The sequence below is a fragment of the Poseidonocella sp. HB161398 genome (assembly GCF_005870025.1).
Taxonomy (GTDB): Bacteria; Pseudomonadota; Alphaproteobacteria; order Rhodobacterales; family Rhodobacteraceae; genus Mangrovicoccus.
On record NZ_VATA01000222.1, the window covers coordinates 1 to 1385 of the forward strand.

2 protein-coding genes are annotated in these 1385 nt (G+C 64.0%); one reads left to right on the forward strand and one right to left on the reverse strand.

Features of this window, described 5'->3' with window-relative positions:
* Positions 1-359, reverse strand: a 359-nt coding sequence (locus FGX59_RS36895) for a thioredoxin domain-containing protein (RefSeq protein WP_138473479.1), incomplete at its 3' end; no start/stop codon positions are given.
* A 452-nt stretch (positions 360-811) separates the two neighbouring features.
* Between FGX59_RS36895 and FGX59_RS36900 the strand changes: the two genes are divergently transcribed.
* A complete protein-coding gene (locus FGX59_RS36900) occupies positions 812-1273 on the forward strand; it encodes a universal stress protein (protein WP_138473480.1) in 462 nt (153 codons plus the stop codon).
* Positions 1274-1385: the final 112 nt, after the last annotated feature.

The following is a 1385-nucleotide window of genomic DNA, read 5'->3' on the forward strand; positions in this document are numbered from 1 at the left end:
CCTCTGGCGAAGGCGACCATTGTCGGGATACCCCGGATGCCGTATTTTGCTCCAGCGGCCTGATGCTCTTGGGTATTCAGCTTCACCAGTCGCGCCTGACCCTTCAGCTCGGTCGCGGCGCGGGCGAATTCAGGCGCCATCATCCGGCAGGGGCCACACCAGGGCGCCCAGAAGTCCACGACCAAGGGCACGTCATCGTTGCGCGCGGCCTTCTGCAGAATTTCGGGGGCGATCTCGGACACCTTGGCACCGGTCAGCTTGGCTCCGCAGATGCCGCATTTGGGATCTGCCGACAGGCGCTCTGCGGGGACGCGGTTCACCTGACCGCACTCCAGGCATGTCACTTTCATTCCGGCCATCGCGTGCTCTCCTGATCTTCGCTCCAGATATATTCATGCGGGAAGAAGCCGCAAAGTCCCCGGCGGCGTTAATATTGCGACCCCCAAGGCGCTCGCGCTCCTCGGGTCATTCGGTGCTACCGCTTTCTGCGTCAAGTGCGACGGTTCGCTTAGGGCTGAGCGCGGGCGTCCCGAAGATCGGGCGCGCCCGGCAGGTTCAGCTCTCCAGCCTAGCATGGTGACATCCGATGAACCAACGGCGCAAGCGCCAGGCTTCCGCGAAGACACACGTCCCGTGAGAGCCCCTGAGCCGTCGATCGCTCAAGCCCGGATACTTCATGGTCCCGAGGCATGCCGACTGTGGCGGTCCACCGCGACGAAGCCCGGGGTCGCGACTGGCGGTGCTCGAAGGCACTGCACGCCGGCGACAATCGTGATAGTATCGTCCGTAGGGAGAATTGGCTGAGGCAAGCATGTATAGCACGGTTCTGCTAGCATATGATGGATCTCGGGAGGGCCGTCTGGCGCTGCGGGAAGGGGCGAAACTCGCCCAGGCGTGCGGAGCCCGGGTCGTGCTTCTTGCCGTCGTGGAATACCCCGACGTCTTCGGGGGCGACGCCAGCGCTGTCTATGTCGCTCCGGACAGGACGGACGAAGTCCAGGACATCCTCGATGAGGGTGCCGCGCGACTGGTGCGCATGGGCGTGCCCCATGAGGCGCGTCTGGAGAGGGGGCAGGCAGCGGAACGTATCACGGACATTGCTCGCCAAACCGGGGCGGACCTCGTCGTGGTCGGACACCACAAGCAGGGAGCCATGGCCCGCTGGCTACGCGGATCGGTCACGACCGCTCTCAGCGACAGCCTGAATTGCAGCCTGCTCGTGGCGCGCCTTGAGATTTCTGATGAACAACTTTTCGGGGATAGGCCTCGGTAATGCCCGGTTTTCCGTTGGTCGGGCGATGCGCACATTCCGTGGAGGACAACCTTCGGACGCAAGGGGCGGACGGCGGGTGAAACGCAGTGCCGGAACAAATGCATGCAGCCGG

Coding starts and splice junctions, on each gene's coding strand:
- FGX59_RS36900 (WP_138473480.1), top strand. CDS start 812: ATGTATAGCACGGTTCTGCTAGCATATGATGGATCTCGGGAGGGCCGT.